Origin of the sequence: Kitasatospora sp. MAP5-34 (genome assembly GCF_029894335.1) — a bacterium.
Classification (GTDB): Bacteria; Actinomycetota; Actinomycetes; order Streptomycetales; family Streptomycetaceae; genus Kitasatospora.
Genome location: NZ_JARXZC010000005.1, coordinates 1 through 14,677, shown reverse-complemented (window position 1 = coordinate 14,677; position 14,677 = coordinate 1). Strand labels below are relative to the sequence as shown.

Below are 14,677 nucleotides of genomic sequence, written 5' to 3'. Positions count from 1 at the left end.
CGTTATGCCGCCAACTCCCGCAGACGCACGGAAATCCCGTACGGCGGCCGGTGGCCGTCGTACGGGATTCACGCGCGCGGGCTACTCCGCGGGCGGGGGCAGCTCGCCGACGTCCGGGTCGGTGTCGTCGGTCGCGCCGTTCGCATCGGTCGCGCCGTTCGCGTCGCCGGGAGCCGCAGCCGCCGTCTCCACGGCCGCAGGCTCGTCGGCGGCCGTCTCGTCGCCCGCCAGCAGGCGGGCGAGCTCGGTGCCCAGGATGCGCTTGAACTTGCGCTTCTGCGGGCGCCTGCGGTCCAGGACGGCGACTTCCAGCTGCTCGGTGGTGAGGGTGCGCGGGGTGCCGCCGTTGGGGTCCCTGGCGAGGGCGTCCACGGCGACCTTGAGGGCCTCGGCGAGGGACTGGCCCACGCGGTGGCGCTCGCCCACGTGGTTGCCGATGGAGTCGGCGTTGCCGCCGACCACGACGGAGTTCTTCTCGTCGACCACGGAACCGTCCGGCGTCAGCCGGTAGATCTGGTCGTCCTCGGGCGCCTTGCCGACCTCGGCCACCACGAGCTCGACCTCGTACGGCTTCTCGCCGACCGAGGAGAAGATCGTGCCGAGCGTCTGGGCGTAGACGTTGGCGAGGCCACGGGCCGTCACGTCGGCCCGGTCGTAGGAGTACCCGCGCAGGTCGGCGTAGCGCACGCCGCCGATCCGCAGGTTCTCGAACTCGTTGTAGCGGCCGACCGCCGCGAAGGCGATCTTGTCGTAGATCTCGGAGACCTTGTGCAGCGCGCGGGAGGTGTTCTCCGCGACGAAGACGATGCCGTCGGCGTAGGTGAGTACGACCACGCTTCGGCCGCGCGCGATGCCCTTGCGGGCGTACTCCGCGCGGTCCGCCATGGCCTGCTGAGGCGAGACGTAGAAGGGTGTGGACACCGGCGGTCATCCCCTTTTCTGAAGGTATCGGCGGACGGAGGGTCCGGTAGATGGTGGGCGGGTGAAGGAGCGGCGTTGGGGTGCGTGCATCGCCAGGCGGAGGAAGGAGCAGCAGCGGAGCTGCGGTGACTGACGACAACATAGCGAGGTGCGTGCCCCGGCGTCGCGACGCCGTCCACCATCTGCCGGACCCTCCATTAGATGAGCGGGGCCTGCGGACCGTTGGGGTGGCCTCGGCGGGCTTCGGTGACGGAGACGGCGATCTCGGAGACCTCGTCGTCGGTGAGCCTGCGGAAGCCGTCCTCGGTGATCACCGAAACGATCGGGAAGATCTTGCGGGCGAGGTCCGGGCCACCGGTCGCCGAGTCGTCGTCGGCGGCGTCGTACAGCGCCTGGACGACCAGCATCGCGGCCTGCTCCGGCGTCAGGCCCTCGCGGAAGAGCTTCTTCATCGAACCCCGGGCGAAGACCGAGCCCGAGCCGGTGGCGGCGAAGCCGCGCTCCTCGGAGCGCCCGCCCGTCACGTCGTAGGTGAAGATCCGGCCCCGGCTCAGGTCCAGGTCGTACCCGGCGAACATCGGGACCACGGCCAGCCCCTGCATCGCCATGCCGAGGTTGTTCCGGATCATGGTGGTGAGGCGGTTGGCCTTGCCCTCCAGGGAGAGCACCGTGCCCTCGATCTTCTCGTAGTGCTCCAGCTCCAGCTGGAACAGGCGCACCATCTCGACCGCCAGGCCCGCCGTGCCGGCGATGCCGACCGCGCTGTACTCGTCGGCCGGGAAGACCTTCTCGATGTCGCGCTGGGCGATCACGTTCCCCATGGTCGCCCGGCGGTCACCGGCGATCACCACGCCGCCGTCGAAGACCGCCGAGACGATGGTGGTGCCGTGCGGCGCCTCGATCGTCAGGCCCTCGGGGAGGGCTCGGCCGCCGGGGATCAGCTGTGGCGAGTGCTGGGCCAGGAAGTCGATGAACGACGAGGACCCGGGGGTCAGGAAGGCGGCCGGTAGACGCCCGGTGCCACCAGTGTTGGCTTCCACTCGATTCCTTCCAGGTAGATCATCAAGGATGCCCGGACCCTACCCGGTTCCAGGGCGTGATCCACCTGCCGGGCCCGTCCGATTCCGCGCGAGCCGCTCACCCGCGACCCGAACACTGCGCGTTCGTACTCTGCGCGTTCGTACTCTGCACGTTCGTACCGCTGCGCGTTCGTATCACTGCGCGTTCGCGCGCAACAAGTCCCCAGGACCCATTGCGCGCGAACGAAACCTGCTGGCTGCCCGATATATTTTCCTATCGGGCATTCAGGCTACTGTCCACCCTTCTGGACAAACTGCCGCACGAAGTCCTCGGCATTCGACTCCAGCACGTCGTCGATTTCGTCCAGTACCGCGTCGACGTCATCGCTCAGCTTTTCCTGGCGCTCCTTGAGGTCGTCGGAGTTCTGCGCTTCCGCAGTCTCCTCCTCGGCCTTCTCGGAGGAGCGGTTCGCCCGCTGCTGGCCGCCGTCGGTGTCCTTGCTCGCCATTTTCCTCACCCCGCTCGACTCGTCTGGCACGGTACGGTCTGCGCTGCTCCTCAGACCCTATACACCGGAGGCGGAATTCGCCGCCGGTTCGTACGGGCGCTGATACTTCAACGCTCCGCGCTCCCCCGAATGATTCCCATCCGGGGAGCGTTCACCCATAGTGATCGAAAAGTTACCGGAGGTCTCACTGTCCGGACAGCACCCGGACGAGGTCCTCTGCCGTGCGACACCTGTCCAGCAGCTCCTTGACGTGCTTCCGGGTGCCCCGCAGCGGCTCCAGGGTGGGGACGCGCTGCAGCGAGTCCCGGCCGGGGAGGTCGAAGATCACCGAGTCCCAGGAGGCCGCCGCGACATGCTCGGCGTACTGCTCCAGGCAGCGGCCCCGGAAGTACGCCCGGGTGTCCTCCGGGGGCTTGCGGACGGCCCTGGTGACCTCGTCCTCGGTCAGCAGCCGCTCGAAGCGCCCACGGGCCACCAGCCGGTTGTAGAGCCCCTTGTCGGGCCGTACGTCGCTGTACTGGAGGTCGACCAGGTGCAGCCGGGGGTTGTCCCAGTCCAGGCCGTCGCGCTGGCGGTAGCCCTCCAGCAGCTCCTTCTTGGCGACCCAGTCGAGCTGCTTGGACAGGCTCATCGGGTCCCGTTCCAGGCGGCCCAGGACGTCCTCCCAGCGGGTCAGGATGTCCACCGTCTGCTCGTCGGCGTCCTGCCCGTAGCGGTCCTCGACGTACTTGCGGGCCAGCTCGCAGTACTCCATCTGCAACTGGACGGCGGTGAGTTTACGGCCGCTGCGCAGCGTGATCAGGTGTTGCAGCGACGGGTCGTGGGAGACCCGGTGCAGGGTGCGGACGGGCTGGTCGACGGCCAGGTCGACCGCGATGAAGGACTCCTCGATCATCGCCAGCACCAGCGAGGTGGTGCCCAGCTTGAGGTAGGTGGAGATCTCGGAGAGGTTGGCGTCACCGATGATCACGTGCAGCCGGCGGTACTTCTCGGCGTCGGCGTGCGGTTCGTCGCGGGTGTTGATGATCGGGCGTTTGAGGGTGGTTTCGAGCCCGACCTCGACCTCGAAGTAGTCGGCGCGCTGGCTCAGTTGGAAGCCGTCGGCGGAACCGTCCTGGCCGAGCCCGACCCGGCCCGCGCCGGTGACGACCTGCCGGGAGACGAAGAACGGGGTGAGGTGGCGGACGATGTCGGCGAACGGTGTCGCCCGCTTCATCAGGTAGTTCTCGTGGGTGCCGTAGGAGGCGCCCTTGTTGTCCGTGTTGTTCTTGTACAGGTTGATCTTCTGCCCGTTCGGCAGCTCGAACGCGCGGGCGGCGGCCTCCGCCATGACGCGCTCGCCGGCCTTGTCCCAGAGCACGGCGTCGCGCGGGTTGGTGACCTCGGGCGAGCTGTACTCGGGGTGCGCGTGGTCCACGTAGAAGCGGGCGCCGTTGGTGAGGATGATGTTGGCCAGGCCGATGTCCTCGTCGGTGAGCTGGCTGGCGTCCGCCACGTCCCGCGCGAGGTCGAAGCCCCGGGCGTCGCGCAGCGGGTTCTCCTCCTCGAAGTCCCAACGAGCCCGCCGCGCCCGGTGCATCGCCGCCGCGTAGGCGTTGACGATCTGGGACGAGGTGAGCATGGCGTTGGCGTTCGGGTGCCCTGGCACGGAGATCCCGTACTCGGTCTCGATCCCCATCACGCGCCGTACGGTCATGCGGCCCTCCTTGCCCTGCGCTCCGCCCCCACCGGGCCGAGCACTGACGTACCGCTCACAGCTCCGCCGCCGGGCGGCGGTACCGCCGGACGTCGGGTCGAGCCTAGATCTCCGGGCGCCGCCCCGGAGCCGAGACGCACCGTCCGGCTGCGGGGCCCGTGGGCGCCGCAGCCGGACGGTTACGTACGGACTGGGTTACAGGTACTGCCCCGTGTTGGCGACGGTGTCGATGGAGCGGCCGGACTCGGCGCCCTGCTTGCCGGTGACGAGCGTGCGGATGAAGACGATCCGCTCGCCCTTCTTGCCGGAGATGCGGGCCCAGTCGTCCGGGTTGGTGGTGTTGGGCAGGTCCTCGTTCTCCTTGAACTCGTCCACACAGGCGGCGAGCAGGTGGGAGACGCGCAGACCGCGCTGACCGTGGTCGAGGAAGTCCTTGATGGCCATCTTCTTCGCGCGGTCGACGATGTTCTGGATCATCGCGCCGGAGTTGAAGTCCTTGAAGTACAGGACCTCCTTGTCACCGTTGGCGTAGGTGACCTCCAGGAAGCGGTTCTCCTCGGTCTCGGTGTACATCCGCTCGACGACCGCCTGGATCATGGCGTCCACGGTGGTGTCCACCGAGCCGTCGTGCTCCTTGAGGTCGTCCGGGTGGAAGGGCAGCGAGTTCTTCAGGTACTTGGAGAAGATGTCCTTGGCCGCCTCGGCGTCCGGGCGCTCGATCTTGATCTTCACGTCGAGGCGGCCGGGCCGCAGGATCGCCGGGTCGATCATGTCCTCACGGTTCGAGGCACCGATGACGATGACGTTCTCCAGCCCCTCCACGCCGTCGATCTCGGCGAGCAGCTGCGGGACGATGGTGTTCTCCACGTCCGAGCTGACACCGGAACCACGGGTGCGGAAGAGCGACTCCATCTCGTCGAAGAAGACGATGACGGGGGTGCCCTCGCTGGCCTTCTCACGCGCACGCTGGAAGACCAGGCGGATCTGCCGCTCGGTCTCGCCGACGTACTTGTTGAGCAGCTCGGGGCCCTTGATGTTCAGGAAGTAGCTCTTCCCCTGCGGACGCCCGGTGACCTCGGCCACCTTCTTCGCCAGGGAGTTGGCGACCGCCTTGGCGATCAGCGTCTTGCCGCAGCCGGGAGGGCCGTAGAGCAGGACGCCCTTGGGCGGGCGCAGCTCGTACTCCTTGAACAGGTCGGCGTGCAGGTACGGGAGCTCGACGGCGTCGCGGATCTGCTCGATCTGGTTCGCCAGACCGCCGATCTGCCGGTAGTCGATGTCCGGTACCTCCTCGAGGACCAGGTCCTCGACCTCCGACTTGGGCACCACCTCGTACACGTAGCCTGAACGCGGCTCCAGCAGGAGCGCGTCGCCGACCCGAAGGGCGATGTCGCGGAGAGGCTCGGCGAGCCGGACCACCCGCTCCTCGTCGGTGTGCCCGGTGACCAGGGCGCGTTCGCCGTCCTCGAGGACTTCCTTGAGGGTGACGATGTCGCCGATGCTCTCGAAGGCCATCGCGTCCACGATGTTGAGGGCCTCGTTGAGCATCACTTCCTGGCCGCGGCGCAGCTCGTCGAGTTCGACGGCGGGGCTGACGTTGACGCGGAGCTTGCGGCCACCGGTGAAGATGTCGGCGGTACCGTCCTCGTTCTGGCTGAGGAAGGTACCGAATCCGGCCGGCGGCTGGGCGAGCCGGTCCACTTCCTCCTTGAGGGCCACGATCTGGTCGCGGGCCTCTCGAAGAGTGGAGACGAGCCGTTCGTTCTGTGCCGTCACGCCGGCCAGACTGGTCTGGAGCTCGACTACTCGCTCCTCGAGAACCCTCGAGGAGCGCGGTGAGTCGGCGAGCTTGCGGCGCAGGACGGCGATCTCCTGCTCGAGGTACGAGAGCTGTGCTGCCTCGTCGGAACCACGAGCGGGCTTACCGGTGCTGCGGGTGTAGTCGTCATCGTGGGCTGCCACGGTCCTCACCTCCTCCGGGGGGAGCTGGACGCTTCCAGACCCTACCTGGACCCAGGGGTCTGTAAACCCCTAGATCAGAAAGATGGAACGGGCGTGTCCGATCTTCGCCCTCGCATGCTTCCCCTCTGCCAAGGAGATACCCACCGGACAACGCCCAAAGCGGACCAGCTGTATTGTCGGTCGGGTAAATACCTGATCGTGACCGTGGATACCGGTCGGATCGTTGTACGAATGGCAGGAATACCCCCAATCCGGGGCATCCTGGGACAGAAACGGCAGGGGACATGTCGGTAACCGGCGAGACCGTGACGGGCGAAGAGCTCGAAGTCTGGATCGACCAGGACCTCTGCACGGGCGACGGCATCTGTGTGCAGTACGCGCCGGAGGTCTTCGAGCTGGACATCGACGGGCTGGCGTACGTGAAGGAGTCCGGCTCGGACGAGCTGCGCCAGCAGCCGGGCGAGACCGCGCCGGTACCGCTGACGCTGCTTCAGGACGTGGTGGACTCCGCGAAGGAGTGCCCCGGCGACTGCATCCACGTCCGGCGGGTTCGCGACCAGGTCGAGGTGTTCGGGCCCGACGCGGACTGACCTGCGGTCGGCTTCTTGTGTTCCGCGGGGTGCGAGGGTGCGGCGCCGTACCTTCCGGTTTCGCGCAGTTCCTCGCGCCCCTGGGGTAACCCCGTCACCTTGGGGAGTTGCTGCCCGTCAGGTGGTGGCGGTGGGGGTTTTGGTTTCGGTGCGGGTCCACTGGCCGGCGTGTCGGGTCCAGGTCAGGGTGACCGTCAGGTCGGGGCAGCAGTGCGGGATGTCGGGGGTGGAGTAACCCTTGGCGCGGCCGGTTATCGTGCCGTCGCTGCGCAGCCGTATCTCGGTGACGGTGAGGCCCTCCTCGGGGCGGACCAGCACCCCCTGGATCACCGGCCTGCCGTCGGGGCCCGCGCCCAGCAGGTACGCGCCGTCGGGCGGGGTGCCGTTGTCGGCGGCGCAGTGGGCGGCGGCCACGGTGAACGGGCGGCCGTCGAAGCTCGCGCTGACGCGCAGTGCGAGCTTGACCGGGAACGGTCCGCAGTCGAGCGGAAGTCGGATCTTGGCCGGATCGGGTGCATCGGTGTCACCGACGGCCCGTACGACCGGCCCTGACGGCCCGGCGGGGCCGGTGCTGCCCGCTGCCGGGCTCGCGGCCAGTGCGCCGGCGATCACCGTGCCACATCCGGCGGCCACCAGGGCCCAGTGCCGGAGCGCGGGACGGGCGTGTGCGGGAGGCCGCGCGCCCTCGGGCGTCTCAACCGCTGCTTCCACCAGGCAGTCCCCTCCACGGTGGGTGGTGTGAGGCAGCATCTTCCCACATCACGACGGGTGCTGAAGCACGGGGGTAGCACTGAGAGGGGCGCGGGGAACTGCGCGAAGCCTTACCGCTTCGCGCACTCCCCCGCGCCCCTGTTCGGTGGCTGACCGAGTGCCTAGTCGAGCTCCGGCGCGTCCTCACGCGCCGATGCGCGAGCCGCCGCACGCTCCGCCAGGCTGCGCTCGGGCGAGTTCTCGTAGTCCTCGCCGTACGAGCCCTTCGCCGGGCGGCGACGCCGCAGCGGCGGCTCGACGCCGTCCGCGAGCCGGCGGGAGGTGAGCAGGAAGCCGGTGTGGCCGATCATGCGGTGGTCCGGGCGGACGGCGAGGCCCTCGACGTGCCAGGTGCGGACCATGGTCTCCCAGGACTGCGGCTCGGTGAAGGTGCCGTGCTCGCGCAGGGCCTCCACGGTGCGCGACAGCTGCGTGGTGGTCGCCACGTAGCAGCAGATCAGGCCGCCGGGGACGAGCGCCTTGGAGGCGATGTCCAGGCACTCCCAGGGGGCGAGCATGTCGAGGATGACGCGGTCGACGTCGGTCTCCACCAGGTTGTCCTGGAGGTCACCGACGGTGAGCTTCCAGGCCGGGTGCGGGCCGCCGAAGTAGCGCTCGACATTGCCCTGGGCGATATCGGCGAAGTCCTGGCGGCGCTCGTACGAGGCGAGCATGCCGGTGTCACCGACAGCGCGCAGCAGGTACGTGCTCAGGGCGCCGGAGCCGACTCCGGCCTCGACCACGCGGGCGCCGGCGAAGATGTCGGCCATCGCCAGGATCTGCCCCGCGTCCTTGGGGTAGATGACGGCAGCACCGCGCGGCATGGACAGGACGTAGTCGGGGAGCAGGGGGCGCAGCGCGAGATACGGGACGTTACCCGTGGTGCGCACGACAGTGCCCTCAGGAGCGCCGATCAGCTCGTCGTGGGGGAAGGCACCCTTGTGGGTGTGAAAGGCCTTCCCGGCCTCGAGAGTGAACGTGTAGTGGCGGCCCTTGGGGTCGGTCAGCTGGACCTGGTCCCCGACCTGGAAGGGCCCGCGTCGGCGGGTGGCACCGGTCGGTTCGGACATGCGATCAATCCTAAGGGAACCGGAACGTCCCGCCGACCAGTTGATCGTTCCGCCGGTCGTGCTGCCGGTCGTTCCGCCGCTCTGCCGGCCGTGGTCAGCGCCCGTTGACGGCCGTGCTGAGTCGCCGCTCGATGTCCATCAGGGCCAGCACCCCGTACACCGACCCGTCCGGCCGCTGCACCAGGTACTCGGTCGCGGGGGCGCGGCGCAGGGCGGTGAGCAGCTCCTCGCCGGTCAGGTCGAGGCTCAGCCGCAGGCCCGGTTCGAGATCGCGGGCGAGCGCGCCGACCGCGACCCACGGGCGGCGGTGCTCGGGCACGGCGGTGACCGCCGCCTCCTTGACCAGCCCGGTGGGATCGCCCCGGCCGTCGACGACCACCATGGCCCCCGCCTCGGCCTCCCGGGCCCGCCGCAGCGCCTCGCCGAGGGGCGTGTCGGCGGTGACCTGCACCGCGCGGCGGCACAGCTCACGGATGTTCAGCATGGGCAGCGCCTCGCGCATCCGGGCGTTGCGGACGCTGCCGGTCGCGCCGTTCCAGATGATCACCGCGAGGACGGCCGAGAGCACTCCGTCGATCAGGCTGTCGGTGCTGCTGCGGCTCGCACCGCCCCGGGCCGCCGAGAGCATCGGCAGGCCGAAGAGCACCACGATGGCCAGCGCCTTGCCCGCCCAGGCGGCGGCGACGGTGCCGGACATCGGGCGGCCGGTGACGCCCCAGACGACGGCGCGCAGCATCCGTCCGCCGTCCAGCGGCAGGCCCGGCAGCAGGTTGAACGCGGCGACCACCAGGTTGGAGATCATCAGCCCGGCCAGCAGCACGCCCGGGACGGTGTCGGGCCGGACCGCGAGCAGGGCGAGGTAGAACACCCCGCCGAGCACCAGCGAGAGCAGCGGGCCGACGAAGGCCAGCCAGAACTCGCGGCCGGGGGTCTCGGCCTCCTTGTCGATCTCCGAGACCCCGCCGAAGAACTGCAGCTGGATCCGGCGCACCCCGAGCTTGTAGCGGAGCGCGACCAGGGTGTGGGCGAGCTCGTGGACCAGTACGGAGCCGTAGAAGGCGATCGCGAACGAGAGCGAGACCAGGTAGCGGGTGCCGCCCAGCTCGGGCAGGACGTCGGCGAGCTGGCCGCCGAAGATCCAGGTGATCAAGGCCGCGATGACGAACCAGGACGGGGTGACGTAGATCGGCACGCCGAACGGGCGGCCCATCAGGATCCCGCCGGGCCGCTCCGGGCGCTCGGGACCACCGGGCGTCGCCGCACCGCCCGCAGGTGGTTGCTCGGAGGTCTGCTGCCCCCTGGTGTCACTCACCGTGGCCCCTTCGCTCGTTCCGTCCCCGTGAGCCGCCCACGCTACGTGATCTCCAGCTGAAATCCGCGTGCGGCCCTCCTGGTCTCATACCCGCTCAACGCCCGCACCAGCTCTGAAGGGGCGCGGGGAACTGCGCGAAAACCGGCAGGCACCCACCTACGCCGTACCACCTCGCGCACCCCCGCAACGCCCCTGGACAGCGAGCCTGACCCAGTAGGGTCAGGCTATGCACCAGACCGACAACGGCCCGACCATCGCCGTGCCCCGGCCGGCCTCGGCGCCGACGGGGCTGTCCCCCTCGCGGGCGGGGGATTTCATGACGTGCCCGTTGCTCTACCGCCTGCGGGTGATCGACCGGCTGCCCGAGCCGCCCAGCGCGGCGGCGACCCGCGGCACGGTGGTCCACGCCGTGCTGGAGCGGCTCTTCGACAGCCCGGCCGCCGAGCGCACCCCCGAGCGCGCGCTGAGCCTGCTCCGCCCGCAGTGGGAGCGGCTGCTCGGCGAGCGCCCCGAGCTCGGCGGGCTCTTCCCGGCCGACGACGACGGCAGCGCGCTGGCCGGCTGGCTGGCGGACGCGGAGAAGCTGCTCGACCAGTGGTTCAGGCTGGAGGACCCGACCCGGCTGCACCCCGTGGAGCGCGAGCTCTACGTGGAGACGGTGGTGGAACCCGGCCTGCTGCTGCGCGGGTACATCGACCGGGTCGACGTCGCGCCGACGGGCGACGTCCGGCTGGTCGACTACAAGACCGGCCGGGCGCCCAGGCGGGACTTCGAGGGCAAGGCCATGTTCCAGATGAAGTTCTACGCCCTGGTGGTGTGGCGCTGGAAGGGCGTGATCCCCAAGCGGCTCCAGCTGGTCTACCTCGGCGGGGGCGGCGACGTGGTCGCCTACGACCCCGACGAGGCCGACCTGCTCGCCACCGAGCGTAAGCTTCGGGCCCTCTGGGAGACGATCTCCGAGGCCGTCGCCACCGGGGACTTCCCCGCCACCCGGAACCGGCTCTGCGACTGGTGCGACCATCAGGCGAGCTGCCCGGAGTTCGGCGGCACTCCCCCGCCGTACCCGTTGCCGGTCCAGTCCGGCCCGGTAGACGTCGAGATGCTGACGAACAACGTGCTGACGCTGACGAACGAGGAGTCGTAGGTGACGATCCGAGTGCTGCTGGTCGATGACCAGCCACTGCTGCGCACCGGTTTCCGGATGATCCTGGAGGCCGAGCACGACCTGGTGGTGGTCGGCGAGGCCGGGGACGGGCAACAGGCGCTGGAGCAGGTCCGGGCGCTGCAGCCGGACGTGGTCCTGATGGACATCCGGATGCCCCGGATGGACGGCGTCGAGGCCACCCGCCGGATCGCCGGCCCCGGGCGGGACGGCCCGGCCAAGGTGCTGGTGCTCACCACCTTCGACCTGGACGAGTACGTGGTCGAGGCGCTGCGGGCCGGGGCCAGTGGCTTCCTGCTCAAGGACGTCCCGGCCGAGGAGCTGGTGCAGGCGATCCGGGTGGTCGCGGACGGCGCCGCGATGCTGGCCCCGAGCATCACCCGCCGCCTGCTGGACATGTACGCCACCAAGCTCCCCTCGGGCGACGAGACACCGCCGGCGGCGCTGGCCTCGCTGACCGAACGCGAGCTGGAGGTGCTGAAGCTGGTCGCCCGCGGCCTCTCCAACGCGGAGATCGCCGGCGAACTGTTCGTCAGCGAGACGACGGTGAAGACCCACGTCGGCCATGTGCTGACCAAACTTCAGCTGCGCGACCGCGTCCAGGCCGCGGTGTACGCCTACGAGAGCGGCCTGGTCCGCCCCGGGGCGCTCTAAGACCGACCGGCAAGAACCCGACGGATGACCGAACGACGGACGGCCCGCGTCCTCCCCGGCGAGGGGAGAGCGCGGGCCGTCCGTCGTCGGGTCACTTCTGGAGGCGGCCGATCTCCCAGAAGCGGAAGACGCCGGAGTTGTCCACGGTGGAGTCCACGCCGGTGATGTTGCTGCGCGAGGCGTAGAACGCCTTGCTCTGGTAGATCGGCAGCAGCGGCACCTGGTCCGCGACTATGTCCTGCATCTGCCCGTAGGCGCCGCCGGCCGTGCGGTCGGTCTCCTTGATGCTCTGAGGCACCAGCTGCTGGCTGATCCGGGGGTCGTCCCAGCCGTTGTGGTAGACGCCGCCGCCGGCCACCAGCGGGGTGATGTAGTCGTCGGCGTCGACGTAGTCCGGGATCCAGCGGGCCACGTACGCCTGGTAGATGCCGTCCGCCCAGCCCTTCTGGAAGGCCTGCTTGTCCGTCTGCTCCTGGACCGTCACCTGGAACAGGCCGCTGGCCTCCAGCTGCTTCTTCAGCTCGGCCGTCTCGGCCGCGCCGGCGCGCGCGTGGGACCAGGTCAGCGTCATCTTGACCGGCAGGGAGACCTTGGCGTCGGTCAGCGTCTTCTTCGCCTTTGCGACGTCCGGCTCGCCGTACTTGTCGAAGAAGGCGGTGTTGTGACCGGCGATCCCGGCCGGGACGACCGAGTAGAGCGGCTGGACGGTGCGGTCGAACGCGTTCCGGATGAGCACCTGACGGTCCACCACCTCGGCCGCCGCCTTGCGGACGGCCGGGTTGCCGGTGACGGGGTCGTTGGTGTTGAAGACGACGAAGCTGACCTCGGCGCTCTCACCCTCGGAGACCTTGAGGTCGGTCTTGCCCGCGATCTGGTCGTCCTTGAGCTGGGTGGTGACGGCGGGATCCAGGCTGTTGTTGTCCGCGAGGTCGATGTCGCCCTTGTCCAGAGCGGCCTTCACGTCTGCGGGAGTGTTGTAGTACCGCACGACGTACTTGCTGTTCTGCAGCTTGTCGTCGCCCTGGTAGTGGCTGTTGGCGGAGAGCGAGATCTTGCCGGGGACGCGGGCCGTGCCGCCGCCCGCCATGTAGTCGATCGAGTCGATCTTGTACGGACCCGAGCCGACCAGCTTGTCGTTGGCGAGCAGCTTGTCCGCCGGGAAGACCTGGTGGTCCACGATCGAGCCGGCGGCGGAGGCCAGCTTCGCCGGGAGCACCGCGTCCGGGGTGTTGAGGTGGAAGACCACCTCGAGGTCGCTCTTGGCCTCGACCGACTTGATGGTCGACAGCAGCGCGGCGGGGCCGCTGGGGTCGTTGATCTTCTGCATCCGCTGCACCGAGAACACCACGTCGGCGGCGGTGAGCGGGTGCCCGTTGGAGAACTTCAGCCCGCTGCGCAGCGTGCAGTCGTACGTGGTCGTGTCGGCGCCGGTGAAGCTGCAGGACTGCGCGGCGTCCGGCTGCGGCACGGTCGCCCCCGAGGGGATCTGCAGCAGCGACTGGAACGTGTTGTTGAGGATCAGCCAGGAGCCCGCGTCGTACGCGCCCGCCGGATCCAGCACGCTGGTCACGTTGACCGTTCCCATGGTGATCGCGCTGCTGGAGCCACCGCCGGTGACGGCCTTGGTGGCGGAGGCGCAGCCCGCTGCCGTGCTGGCGACCATGGCGGCACATCCGAGGACGGCCAGTCTCTTGGCTGAAGTCATGCGGAATACGTTCCTTCTCCATGCGGGCCGGCGGTGGGGCCGGTGGCTGCCGAGACGCCGCCGGGGTACGGCGGGCGCCTGCGGGGTCCGTACGACCGCATCGCCGGGGCGCACCGGAGGAATCACCCTGCGGTGAGCGGCGGTGCGAGGGGCCGAATGCAGCCGTGGGGGACTGATCGGATGTAGCGTGCCACATCGGACACGGACGAAAATCATCCATTCGTACCCGTCGGGAGAGCCTGACGAGCCGTCGGGCCGACCTGGTCGACGACTTGTCAGCCGATGCCCTATTTCTCCCCTATGCCATGCACAACCCGTGGTCGTCAGGCCGCAGTACGGATTCGGCGACCCGGGAGAAGGAGACCAATCTCACACGTGGGCGGCGACCACCGCGTGCAGCAGGTCGAGATCCAGTTGCTCCAGCGAGGCCAGCACGGTGCGTCCCGGGCCCGGCTCGATCGCGGCGACGGAGGGCACCACGATGACCGGGCAGCCGGCCGCCTCGGCGGCGAGCACCCCGGTCGGGGCGTCCTCGACCACCACGCAGCGGCCCGGCTCGGCGCCCAGCCGGGCGGCGGCGTACAGGTACGGGTCCGGGTGCGGCTTGGTCCGGGGCACCTCGTCGCCGGCCACCGTGAAGGCGAAGTGGTGGGCGCCGAGGCTCTGCAGCACGATCTCGATGATGTGCCGGTGCGAGGCCGAGACCAGGGCCGCCGGGATGCCGTGCGCGTTGAGGGTGTTGAGCAGCCGCTCGGCACCGGGCATCAGCGGCACGCCGCCCGCCAGTAGGTCGACGAAGCGCTGGTTGATCAGGACGGTCAGCTCGGCCGGGCTGAGGGTGACCCCGGTGGTGGCGATCAGGTAGTCCAGGACCCGGCTCATCGGGCCGCCGACCACATGGGTGCGGTCGGCCTCGGTGAGTTGGTGGCCCAGTTCGGCGAAGAGCGTCACCTCCGCCTGCCACCAGAAGTTCTCGGTGTCGACCAGCGTGCCGTCCATGTCGAGCAGCACCGCCTGCAGGCCGTCGCCCCCGGAACGGTCGAGGCTGCCGGAGGGAGTCGAGATGGTGGTCATACTGGTGGGTCCTTCCCGTTCGAGCGCACCCCGGGATGGCACGGGCCGACCCGCTGGTCAGCGGACCGGCCCGTTAGGGATCATCCAGAATACGCCCAGTCCGTCCGAATGAGACGAACGCGGCGCGGCGCTCCGGTTACCTGGCGTTGAAGTACTTCGCTTCGGGGTGGTGGATGACGATGGCGTCGGTGGACTGCTCGGGGTGCAGCTGGAACTCCTCGGACAGCACCACGCCGATCCGCTCCGGCCGCAG

The 14,677-nt window shown here is 69.5% G+C and carries 13 protein-coding genes; 3 read left to right on the top strand and 10 right to left on the bottom strand.

The genetic code is table 11. From position 1 onward, the window contains the following. Positions 1 to 81: 81 nt before the first annotated feature. The 5 genes from prcA to arc all read right to left on the bottom strand — a co-directional run bounded on the left by prcA (position 82) and on the right by arc (position 6,107). Positions 82 to 921 carry a proteasome subunit alpha gene (prcA, locus tag P3T29_RS06780; protein ID WP_280715391.1) on the bottom strand — a complete coding sequence of 280 codons (840 nt, stop codon included), beginning with the start codon at positions 919 to 921 and terminating at the stop codon, positions 82 to 84. 197 nt (positions 922 to 1,118) lie between these two features. After that, complete coding sequence (prcB, locus tag P3T29_RS06775) at positions 1,119 to 1,961, bottom strand: proteasome subunit beta (protein ID WP_280715390.1); 843 nt, start codon at positions 1,959 to 1,961, stop codon at positions 1,119 to 1,121. 269 nt (positions 1,962 to 2,230) lie between these two features. Next, positions 2,231 to 2,449 carry a ubiquitin-like protein Pup gene (locus tag P3T29_RS06770; RefSeq protein ID WP_280715389.1) on the bottom strand — a complete coding sequence of 73 codons (219 nt, stop codon included), beginning with the start codon at positions 2,447 to 2,449 and terminating at the stop codon, positions 2,231 to 2,233. A 184-nt stretch (positions 2,450 to 2,633) separates the two neighbouring features. Continuing rightward, positions 2,634 to 4,145, bottom strand: a complete 1,512-nt coding sequence (gene dop / locus P3T29_RS06765) for a depupylase/deamidase Dop (RefSeq protein ID WP_280715388.1) — start codon at positions 4,143 to 4,145, stop codon at positions 2,634 to 2,636. A 195-nt stretch (positions 4,146 to 4,340) separates the two neighbouring features. Then, positions 4,341 to 6,107: a proteasome ATPase gene (arc, locus tag P3T29_RS06760; RefSeq protein ID WP_280715387.1), complete on the bottom strand. Its 1,767-nt coding sequence runs from the start codon at positions 6,105 to 6,107 to the stop codon at positions 4,341 to 4,343. A 284-nt stretch (positions 6,108 to 6,391) separates the two neighbouring features. On the opposite strand from arc, the gene P3T29_RS06755 reads away from it, so the two are divergent. Further along, positions 6,392 to 6,697 carry a ferredoxin gene (locus tag P3T29_RS06755; RefSeq protein ID WP_280715386.1) on the top strand — a complete coding sequence of 102 codons (306 nt, stop codon included), beginning with the start codon at positions 6,392 to 6,394 and terminating at the stop codon, positions 6,695 to 6,697. A 117-nt stretch (positions 6,698 to 6,814) separates the two neighbouring features. Here P3T29_RS06755 and P3T29_RS06750 read toward each other — a convergent pair whose 3' ends face one another. The 3 genes from P3T29_RS06750 to P3T29_RS06740 form a co-directional block, all read right to left on the bottom strand. Then, the gene (locus P3T29_RS06750) at positions 6,815 to 7,408 is read right to left on the bottom strand and encodes a hypothetical protein (protein ID WP_280715385.1); all 594 of its coding nucleotides are present in this window, start codon (positions 7,406 to 7,408) and stop codon (positions 6,815 to 6,817) included. Between the two features lie 161 nt (positions 7,409 to 7,569). Then, on the bottom strand, positions 7,570 to 8,517 hold the full coding sequence (locus P3T29_RS06745; protein WP_280715384.1) for a tRNA (adenine-N1)-methyltransferase: 948 nt from the start codon (positions 8,515 to 8,517) through the stop codon (positions 7,570 to 7,572). A gap of 94 nt (positions 8,518 to 8,611) precedes the next feature. After that, positions 8,612 to 9,829, bottom strand: a complete 1,218-nt coding sequence (locus P3T29_RS06740; protein ID WP_280715383.1) for a site-2 protease family protein — start codon at positions 9,827 to 9,829, stop codon at positions 8,612 to 8,614. Between the two features lie 226 nt (positions 9,830 to 10,055). Between P3T29_RS06740 and P3T29_RS06735 the strand changes: the two genes are divergently transcribed. Beyond that, complete coding sequence (locus P3T29_RS06735) at positions 10,056 to 10,973, top strand: RecB family exonuclease (RefSeq protein ID WP_280715382.1); 918 nt, start codon at positions 10,056 to 10,058, stop codon at positions 10,971 to 10,973. Further along, complete coding sequence (locus P3T29_RS06730; protein WP_280715381.1) at positions 10,974 to 11,645, top strand: response regulator transcription factor; 672 nt, start codon at positions 10,974 to 10,976, stop codon at positions 11,643 to 11,645. A gap of 91 nt (positions 11,646 to 11,736) precedes the next feature. Here P3T29_RS06730 and P3T29_RS06725 read toward each other — a convergent pair whose 3' ends face one another. Together P3T29_RS06725 and P3T29_RS06720 are read right to left on the bottom strand one after the other, a co-directional pair. Further along, positions 11,737 to 13,350, bottom strand: coding sequence for an ABC transporter substrate-binding protein (locus tag P3T29_RS06725; RefSeq protein ID WP_280715380.1), 1,614 nt, complete (start codon positions 13,348 to 13,350; stop codon positions 11,737 to 11,739). 369 nt (positions 13,351 to 13,719) lie between these two features. Continuing rightward, positions 13,720 to 14,424 (bottom strand): HAD family phosphatase, encoded by a 705-nt coding sequence (locus P3T29_RS06720; RefSeq protein ID WP_280715379.1) that lies wholly within the window; start codon positions 14,422 to 14,424, stop codon positions 13,720 to 13,722. Positions 14,425 to 14,677: the final 253 nt, after the last annotated feature.

Coding starts and splice junctions, on each gene's coding strand:
- P3T29_RS06770 (WP_280715389.1), bottom strand. CDS start 2,449: ATGGCGAGCAAGGACACCGACGGCGGCCAGCAGCGGGCGAACCGCTCC.
- dop (WP_280715388.1), bottom strand. CDS start 4,145: ATGACCGTACGGCGCGTGATGGGGATCGAGACCGAGTACGGGATCTCC.
- P3T29_RS06755 (WP_280715386.1), top strand. CDS start 6,392: ATGTCGGTAACCGGCGAGACCGTGACGGGCGAAGAGCTCGAAGTCTGG.
- P3T29_RS06745 (WP_280715384.1), bottom strand. CDS start 8,517: ATGTCCGAACCGACCGGTGCCACCCGCCGACGCGGGCCCTTCCAGGTC.
- P3T29_RS06735 (WP_280715382.1), top strand. CDS start 10,056: ATGCACCAGACCGACAACGGCCCGACCATCGCCGTGCCCCGGCCGGCC.
- P3T29_RS06725 (WP_280715380.1), bottom strand. CDS start 13,350: ATGACTTCAGCCAAGAGACTGGCCGTCCTCGGATGTGCCGCCATGGTC.
- P3T29_RS06720 (WP_280715379.1), bottom strand. CDS start 14,424: ATGACCACCATCTCGACTCCCTCCGGCAGCCTCGACCGTTCCGGGGGC.